8 protein-coding genes and 1 pseudogene are annotated in these 8,128 nt (G+C 70.9%); 6 read left to right on the plus strand and 3 right to left on the minus strand.

Going from position 1 to position 8,128, the window contains the following annotated elements:
• Positions 1 to 148, plus strand: a pseudogene (locus A8M77_RS35885) (maleylacetate reductase); the annotation flags it as partial.
• 10 nt (positions 149 to 158) lie between these two features.
• On the opposite strand, the gene A8M77_RS34420 reads toward A8M77_RS35885, so the two are convergent.
• A complete protein-coding gene (locus A8M77_RS34420; protein WP_086925966.1) occupies positions 159 to 1,073 on the minus strand; it encodes a LysR family transcriptional regulator in 915 nt (304 codons plus the stop codon).
• A gap of 122 nt (positions 1,074 to 1,195) precedes the next feature.
• Here A8M77_RS34420 and A8M77_RS34425 point away from each other — a divergent pair, with 122 nt between their 5' ends.
• Together A8M77_RS34425 and A8M77_RS34430 are read left to right on the plus strand one after the other, a co-directional pair.
• Complete coding sequence (locus tag A8M77_RS34425) at positions 1,196 to 2,443, plus strand: glycerophosphodiester phosphodiesterase (RefSeq protein ID WP_086925967.1); 1,248 nt, start codon at positions 1,196 to 1,198, stop codon at positions 2,441 to 2,443.
• Positions 2,443 to 2,748, plus strand: a complete 306-nt coding sequence (locus tag A8M77_RS34430) for a hypothetical protein (protein ID WP_086925968.1) — start codon at positions 2,443 to 2,445, stop codon at positions 2,746 to 2,748. The genes A8M77_RS34425 and A8M77_RS34430 overlap by 1 nt, the downstream gene beginning before the upstream one ends.
• Before the next feature lie 105 nt (positions 2,749 to 2,853).
• Here A8M77_RS34430 and A8M77_RS34435 read toward each other — a convergent pair whose 3' ends face one another.
• Positions 2,854 to 3,444 (minus strand): TetR/AcrR family transcriptional regulator, encoded by a 591-nt coding sequence (locus tag A8M77_RS34435; RefSeq protein WP_086925969.1) that lies wholly within the window; start codon positions 3,442 to 3,444, stop codon positions 2,854 to 2,856.
• A gap of 99 nt (positions 3,445 to 3,543) precedes the next feature.
• Here A8M77_RS34435 and A8M77_RS34440 point away from each other — a divergent pair, with 99 nt between their 5' ends.
• The gene (locus tag A8M77_RS34440) at positions 3,544 to 4,755 is read left to right on the plus strand and encodes an MFS transporter (RefSeq protein ID WP_086925970.1); all 1,212 of its coding nucleotides are present in this window, start codon (positions 3,544 to 3,546) and stop codon (positions 4,753 to 4,755) included.
• Here the strand turns inward: A8M77_RS34440 and A8M77_RS34445 are convergent, their stop codons facing one another.
• Positions 4,756 to 5,676, minus strand: a complete 921-nt coding sequence (locus A8M77_RS34445; protein ID WP_086925971.1) for a LysR substrate-binding domain-containing protein — start codon at positions 5,674 to 5,676, stop codon at positions 4,756 to 4,758.
• Between the two features lie 98 nt (positions 5,677 to 5,774).
• On the opposite strand from A8M77_RS34445, the gene A8M77_RS34450 reads away from it, so the two are divergent.
• Together A8M77_RS34450 and A8M77_RS34455 are read left to right on the plus strand one after the other, a co-directional pair.
• Positions 5,775 to 6,932, plus strand: a complete 1,158-nt coding sequence (locus A8M77_RS34450) for a pyridoxal-phosphate dependent enzyme (protein WP_086925972.1) — start codon at positions 5,775 to 5,777, stop codon at positions 6,930 to 6,932.
• Positions 6,933 to 6,949: 17 nt separating this feature from the next.
• Positions 6,950 to 7,921 carry a Bug family tripartite tricarboxylate transporter substrate binding protein gene (locus tag A8M77_RS34455; RefSeq protein WP_086925973.1) on the plus strand — a complete coding sequence of 324 codons (972 nt, stop codon included), beginning with the start codon at positions 6,950 to 6,952 and terminating at the stop codon, positions 7,919 to 7,921.
• Positions 7,922 to 8,128 lie beyond the last annotated feature (207 nt).

An 8,128-nucleotide genomic window follows, 5' to 3' on the forward strand; every position in this document is an offset into this window, starting at 1 on the left:
CATCGGCATGAAGGAAGCCGACCTGGACCGCGCCGCGGACATCGCAGTGGCCAACCCCTACTGGAACCCGCGCCCCTTCGGCCTGGCCGAACGCGATGCGATCCGCGCGCTGCTGCAGCGGGCCTACGAGGGCGCGCCACCCCGTTGAAGCGCCGCGCTCAGCGCGTCCACTTGCGCTCGTAGTCCATGCGCTCGAAGTGCTGCACCAGGAAGTCGATGAAGGTGCGCACCTTGGCCGACATGTGGCGCCGGCTCTGGAAGGCGATGTTGATGCGCAGCCGCGGCAGGTCCCAGTCGTCCAGCACCGGCACCAGCCGGCCGGCCACGATGTCCTCGTAAAGGATGTACTTGGGTTGCACCAGGATGCCCAGCCCGTCGAGCGCGGCCGCGCGCAGCACCTGGCCGTCGTTGGACTCCAGCAGGCCCTTGACCTTGAGCGTGCGCTGCTCCTCGCCGCGCCGGAAGCTCAGCTCGTCGGGGTGGTTGGCGTAGGTGTAGATCAGCAGGTCGTGCGCGGCCAGTTCGTCCACCGAGCGCGGCGTGCCGCGCCGGTCCAGGTAGCCGGGCGAGGCGGCCAGGATGCGGCGCGTCTCGGCCAGGCTGCGGATGGTGATGCCGGAATCGTTCTCGTACTCGCGGGTGCGGATCGCCACGTCGATGTTGTTGTCGATCAGGTCGAGGTAGCGGTTGGCCGCCTCCACGTGCACCGTGACCTGCGGGTAGCGCTCGGTGTAGGCGCGCAGCAGCGGCGCGATGTGCTGCACCGCGAAGGACAGCGAGGCGCTCACGCGCAGCGTGCCCCTCGGCTCCGCGGCCGAGGCATGCACGGCCGCATCGGCTTCGCGCAGCTCCGCCAGGATGGCCTTGCAGCGGCCGTGGTACTGCTCGCCCATCTCGGTCAGCGCCAGGCGGCGGGTGTTGCGCTGCACCAGCTGCGCGCCCAGCCGCGCCTCCAGCGAGGCCAGGTGCCGGCTGGCCGCGGCATTGGACAGGCCCACCGCCTCGGCGGCGCGCGACAGGCTGCCGAGCTCCGCGATGTGCACGAACAGTTCGATTTCGGTCCAGCGATCCATGCGTCTCCGTTTGCCCTTGGCTTGGCCCGGCATCTTAGGGCCAGGAAACATTCATTCACTCGCCTGTCATGCGTTCCGCATACCGTCGTTGGCCACCAACCAACCATCCCGAGGAGATCGACATGAACAAGGCAAGAAAACTGTGCGCCGCCCTGCTGGGCGCGGGCCTGCTGCTCGCTGCTGCCGCCCCCGCGTCGGCCCACGACGACCGGGGCGACCGCCGCCGGGCCGACAACGCCCCGCTGGTCATCGGCCACCGCGGCGGCGCCAACGGCTACCTGCCCGAGCACACGCTCGAGGCCTACTCCATGGGCATCCTGCTCGGCGCCGACTACATCGAGCCGGACCTGGTGGCCACCAAGGACGGCCACCTGATCGCGCGCCACGAACCCAACCTGATCGACACGACCAACGTCAAGAGTATCCAGAAGTTCGCCAACCGCCGCCGCACCGTGATGCTCGACGGCGTGCCGACCGAGGGCTTCTTCGCCAGCGACTTCACCCTGGCCGAGATCAAGCAGTTGCGCGCCGTGCAGTCCTTCCCCGAGCGCGACCAGTCCTTCAACGGCAAGTTCCAGATCCCGACGCTGCAGGAGGTGATCGAGCTGGCCAAGCGCAAGTCGCGCGAGGAAGGCCGCCGCATCGGCATCTATCCCGAGACGAAGCACCCGACCTACCACCAGCAGATCGGCCTGCCGCTGGAAGATCGCCTTCTGCACGTGCTGACCCAGGCGGGCTGGAACCACCGCAACGCGCCGGTCTTCATCCAGTCCTTCGAGACCGCGAACCTGCGCTACCTGCGCACGAAGACGAGCGTGCGCCTGGTCCAGTTGGTGGATGCCAACGACGTGAAGCCCGACGGCACGATGGACTTCACCAAGCCCTACGACAAGCCCTACGACTGGGCGGTGTCGGGCCGCGAAGGCACCTTCGGCGATCTGCTGACCCCGCGCGGGCTGCAGGAGGTCAAGGGCTACGCGGACGGCATCGGCCCCTGGAAGCCCTACCTGATCCCGAGCGCCTGCAAGACGATCCAGAACGGCGCCTGCGCGGACGTGACCGGCGACGGCGTGGTGGACGAGCGCGACCGCGTGCTGCTGCCGCCCACCAAGGTGATCGAGAACGCACACCGGCTCGGCCTGCTGGTGCACCCCTACACCTTCCGCAGCGAGCAGAAGCGGCTGACCGGCACCTTCGAGGGCAACCCGGTCAACGAGTACCTGGCCTTCTACGAAGCCGGCGTCGACGGCCTGTTCAGCGACTTCGCCGACACCGCCGTCGCGGCGCGCGCGATGTTCCTGCTCAGGAACGATCCCGACTACGCGGGCTGCCTGGTGAACGCCCGCCGATGCGAACGCAACAACGACTGATGATCCGCCGCTGCGCCTCGGCCGTGCTGCTTGCAGCGGCACTGCATGGCGCCGCGCAGGCGGAGGGCGGGTTGCCGGGTTCGCCGCAGGCGGTCGCCGCCGCGGCACCCCATGCGGCGCCCGCCACGCCCGACGGCGGCGCCGCATTCAATCCCTTTGCCGAAAGCGCCGACACCGCGATGTCGAACGCTTCGGTGCGGCGCGAACGGGACGGCGCCGGCACACCCGACATGCTGTTGACGGTCGTCGTCGGCCTGGCCGGCATCGCCGCGCTCGGCTGGCTCGCGCGCATCGCCTCGCGCTGAGAGCCGCGCGCTGCCGGCCGCGCAGTCCTGTTGCAAAGGCAACCTTTCATGTTTCAGCCGCATCGCGCATTCGCGCGATGCAATCCGTGCGGGGCCGAGCGCGCGTTACCTCTTCGGATCCTGCCGCGGCGCGGCGTCCTTGAGGCACGCCTTGACCCAGGCGTGCACGTCGGCCTGCGAGGCCATCGGCAGGCCGAACATCATGCGGTAGACGATCGGGGCGACGACACGGTCCATGAGCACGTCGACCGGGACGACCTGCTGGCCGCGCGCCTTGCCGCGCTCGACGATGACGCCGAGCTGGCTCTTCGAGAACTGGGCGCAGGCGCAGGGCTCGTCCATGGAATCCACGCCCCGGGCCGACACCACGTCGCGAACCATCGTGCGCCCGAGGTCGGAGCTCATCTCGTCCCGGAACTGGTCGGCCCAGGCCAGCAGGTCGCCCTGCACCGTGCCGGTGTCGGGCGGCTCGCCGTCGGGCCGCAGGTGCGCGACGGCCACATCCGCGAGCAACTCCGCCAGATCGCCCCAGCGCCGGTAGACGGTCGAGGGCGTGACGCCGGCGCGCGCCGCGATCATCGGCACCGTGATGTCCGCGCGGTCCTGCTCGTCCAGCAGTTGACGCGTGGCCAGGTGCACCGCGGCCTGGACGCGTGCGCTGCGTCCACCAGGGCGGGGAACGGGGGTTGAGCTCATGACCAACGATTCTAAAGCAAAGTATTTGCGTTAATGCTCGAAAACCCTCACAATCCACAAACGCAATTTTTTTGCTTTTATGAGATTCAAGGAACCCCCATGCAGTCCGTCTCGACCGCTCACCCTCCCCTGGCCGCAGGCTGGCCCCAAACGCGCCTGGGCCACGGCCGCGCGCTCTGGCTCAAGGCCTCGCTGCTGGTCAGCTTTCTCGCCGCATCCACCGCGCCCTCGCCGCTGTATGCGCTCTACCGCGACGCGTGGGGCTTCTCCGCGCTGACGCTCACGGTCATTTTCTCGAGCTATGCCTTCGCCCTGCTGGGCGCGCTGCTGGTCTTCGGCCGGCTGTCCGATCACCGCGGGCGGCGCGAGGTGGTCCTCGGGGCGCTGGTGCTGGAGTTCGCCGCGACGCTGCTGTTCTGGCGCGCGGACTCGGTGGCCTGGCTGCTGTCGGCGCGCATCCTGCAGGGCATCGCCACCGGCATCGCGACCGGTGCGCTCAGCGCGGGCCTGCTCGACCTGCACCGCGAGCGCGGGCCGCTCGTCAACGGCGTGGCCCCGATGGTCGGCATGGCGGCCGGTGCCTTCGGCACCAGCCTGCTCGTACAGTTCGGCCCCGCGCCGACGCGCCTGGTGTTCGACCTGCTGATGCTCGTGTTCGCCCTGCAGATGGCCGCGGCCCTCTACCTGCCGGAGACGGTCGTGCGCCGGCCGGGCGCCTGGCGCTCGCTGCGGCCCAGCATCGCGATTCCCGCCAAGGCACGCGCCATGCTGTGGCAGGTGCTGCCGGTCAACACGGCGCAATGGGCGCTCGGCGGCTTCTACCTCTCGCTCGGGCCGACGCTGGCGCGCATCGTGACCGGCAACGACGCGCCGCTGGTGGGTGGCGTGCTGATCACGGCCATGGTGCTGAGCAGCGCGATCGCCCTGTTCGCCGTGCGTGCATGGCCGCCTCGCAGGGCCCTCGCGCTCGGCGCCACGGCGCTGACGCTGGGCCTGGCCATCAGCCTGGCCGGCATCCTGGTGCAATCGACAGCCGCCTTCTTCGTCGGCGCCGCGATCGCGGGCCTGGGCTTCGGCTCGGCCTTCAGCGGGTCGCTGCGCAGCCTGGTGTCGCTGGCCGAGCCGCATGAGCGGGCCGCGTTGATGGCCAGCTTCTATGTGCTGAGCTACCTGGCCTTCAGCGTGCCCGCCATCGTTGCGGGGCTGAGCACCGGGCTCTTCGGGCTGCGCGCCACGGCGCTGGGCATGGGCGCCATCCTGACCCTCATGGCGGCCACGGCGCTGATGATGATGCGCCGGCGGGCCGGCTGATCAGCGCAGGTAGCGCTGCAGCCGCTGGCTGTCTTCCGCGAGTTGCAGGCGCATCGCGGCCAGGAACTCGCGCGCCGTGGCCGAGAGCACCTGGCCAGCCGGCAGCACCAGCAGGCAGGCAAAGGGCACGTCGACCGCCAGCCGGCGCACCACCAGCCCGCGCTCCGCGTAGTCCAGCGCGGTGATCGGGTTGACCAGGCCCACGCCCAGACCGCGCAGCGCCATCTCGCACACGCTGGCCGCATAGGGTGTCTGCGCCGCCACCTGCAGGCCCAGGCCCTGCTCCGCCATGGCGGCCTCCAGCCGGCGATGCGCCGGGTCCTCGGGGTTCAGGGCCAGGAAAGGCAGCTCGGCCAGTTGCCTTGGCTTGATGCTCCTGAAGCGCGCCAGCGCATGGCCCTCGGGCATCACGATCACGCCGGGCATGCGCGCGAAGGTCGAGTGCTCGATACCGTCCAGCGGCAGCTCGTCGGCCATCAGTCCGAAGTCGGAGATGCCCATCGCCACGCGGTCGCGCACGTCCTTGGAGCTCAGCACCTGCAGCGAGACCTGCGGCCAGGCGCCGTCGCCGCGCTGCTCCTTCAGCCGCGCCAGCGCGCGGGGCATGAAGCCGAGGCCGAAGGCGGGATAGCAGCTCAGCTGCAGCCGGTTGACGCCGAAGTCGCGCAGCCCGCGCAGCCGGTGCTCGATGGCGTCCATGCCGATGAACACGCGCTCCACCTCGGTCCACAACGCGCGCGCCTCCGGCGTGGGCACCAGGCGCGCGCCGGTGCGCTGGAACAGCACCATGCCGGCCTGCGCCTCCAGCCGCTTGAGCGACTGGCTCACGGCCGGCTGCGTCACCTGCAGCTGGGCGGCCGCCTTGCGCGTGGTGCCGCTGCGCATCAGGGCGCGGAAGGTCTCGATCTCGGTAAAGCGCATTGATAAATCTGCTTATCGGATGAGTAGATTGGGCCGTTTCATTTTATTTGCGCCGGTCTACGATTCCAGCATCGATTGTCCCAGTCGCCGCCTTCCTCATGAGCCCCACGCCCCGCCCTGCCCGCCCGGTCCGCCACCCGCTGCTGCGCGGCCTGCAATGCCTGCGCTGCGACGCGCTCTACCCGCTGGCACTGGCCCACGAGGGCTGCCCGGCCTGCCGCGCGCAGGGCGTGCACGTGAGCCTGCGCGCGAGCTACCGCACGGCGGCCGAGACGGCCGGCGCGCCGGTCCCGCTGCTGCCCTACAGCGAGGGCTTCACCCTCGGCGAAGGCCGCACGCCGCTGCGCCCGATGCCCGGGCTGGCGCAGCGCCTCGGCATCGCGCGCCTCGCCATCAAGGACGAGTCGCGCAACCCCACCGGATCGCACAAGGACCGCATGAGCGCCATGGGCGTGGCGCAGGCGCTGGACTTCGGTGCCCACACACTGTTGCTCGCCTCCTCCGGCAATGCCGCGCTGTCGGCCGCGCACTACGCGCAGATGGCGGGCCTGGCCTGCGAGGTCGCCACCTACGACGACATGCCCGCCGCCTACGTGCGCGCCCTCGATGCCGCCGGCGCGCGGCGCTTCTCCTTCGCCGACAACGCGGGCCGCTGGGGCTTCGTGCGCGAGCGTGCCCGCGAGCCCGGCTTCTTCGCGCTCACCAACCACAGCCTGCCCGCGCTGGGCAGCGCGCCGCTGGCCATCGAGGGCTACAAGCCGATCGCGCTCGAGTGCCTGGAGCAGGGCGGCCTGCCCGACCACGTGATCGTGCCGACCGCGCGCGGCGACCTGGCCTGGGGCGTGTACGCGGGCTTTCGCGAACTGCTGGCGGCCGGCCACATCACGCGGCTGCCGCGCCTCTGGGCGATCGAGCCCTTCGGCCGGCTCGCGCGCGTGCTGGAAGGCGGGGCGCTGCATGCGGACTATCCCGGGCTCACCGACCAGTTCTCCACCGCCGGTGCCACCGTCACCTTCCTGCAATGGCAGGCCGTCACGGCCAGCGGCGGCGGCGCGGTGGTGGTGAGCGACGACGAGGCGCGCGCCGCCCGGCGGCTGCTGGCGCAGTCGGACGTCAGTGCCGAGCTGTGCGCGGCGGCCGGCCTGGCGGCGCTGCGGCAGCTGCGCGAGCGCGGCGCCGTCGCTCCTGAGTCGCATACCGTGCTGATGCTCACCGCTGATGCCTCGCGCGACCCGAGCTGGCCCGACCCCGTTTGAGCATCCAAGGAGTTCCCATGTCACCGATGCACCGCCGCCGCTTCCTCGGCCTGGCCGCGCTGATGGCCGCCACCACGCAGAAGACCTGGGCCGCTTTTCCGGACCGGCCGATCAAATTGATCGTGCCCTGGGCCCCGGGCGGCAGCACCGATGCGATTGCGCGCGCCATCGCGCAGGGCATGAGCGGTGCGATGGGCGTCTCGGTGATCGTGGACAACCGGCCCGGCGCGGCCGGCCAGATCGGCACCGAGGCCGCCGCGCGGGCCGCGCCGGACGGCTACACCACCGCGATCGTCGAGTTGCCGCATGCCATCGCGCCGGCGGTGACCAGCCGCCTGCCCTACGACCTGCTGCGCGACTTCACGCCGGTCACGATGATCGGCACCTCGCCGCTGGTCTTCTTCGGCGGCGCCGAGATGAAGGACTTCAAGAGCTTCATGAAGGCGGCGACCGCCGCGCCTGCGCCGCCGGCCCTGGCGCACAGCGGCGCCGGCACCGTCAGCCACCTGGCGGCGGAGCTGCTGGCCACGCGCGGCAAGGTGCGCTTCAACATGGTGCCGTACCGGGGCTCGGCCCCTGCACTCAACGACGTGGCGGCGGGCCAGGTGGCCGGCCATTTCGCGACCCTGGCCAGCGGCGCCAGCCTGCTCGGCGCGGGCCGCATCCGCGCACTCGCGGTCGCCAGCCCGCGCCGGGTGGAAATGCCCGCGCTGCGGAACGTGCCCACGCTGGCCGAGGCCGGCATCCCGGGCGTGGAGATCGACCAGTGGTGGGCACTGGTGGCGCCGGCCACCACGCCGCTGGACCTGATCGAGCGCCTGCGACGCGAAGCCTCGCAGGCGCTGTTGCAGCCGGCCGTGCAGGAGCGGCTGTCGGCCCTGGCCGTGAACCTCAAGGGTTCCAGCAGCGCGGAGCTGCGCGCCTTCATGCGCGCGGAAGCGGATCGCTGGCAGAAGGTGGCGAGGGAGATCGGCCTGCAGCCGCAATAGGCGCCACGGCGGGCGCCGCGCCCATCGCAACCTCGCGCGGCGAGCGTCCGAACCCGGCCTTGAAGGCGCGGCTGAAATGCGAGAGACGAGGCCTGAGCTGCACCCCGCCCAGGCCTTGGCGCCCCGCTTGTCTACTCGATGGCCTTCCCCATGTCCTCGACCACCTTCTTGGCATCGCCGAAGACCATCATCGTCTTGTCCATGTAG

The sequence above is a fragment of the Variovorax sp. JS1663 genome, assembly GCF_002157355.1.
Classification (GTDB): Bacteria; Pseudomonadota; Gammaproteobacteria; order Burkholderiales; family Burkholderiaceae_C; genus Variovorax.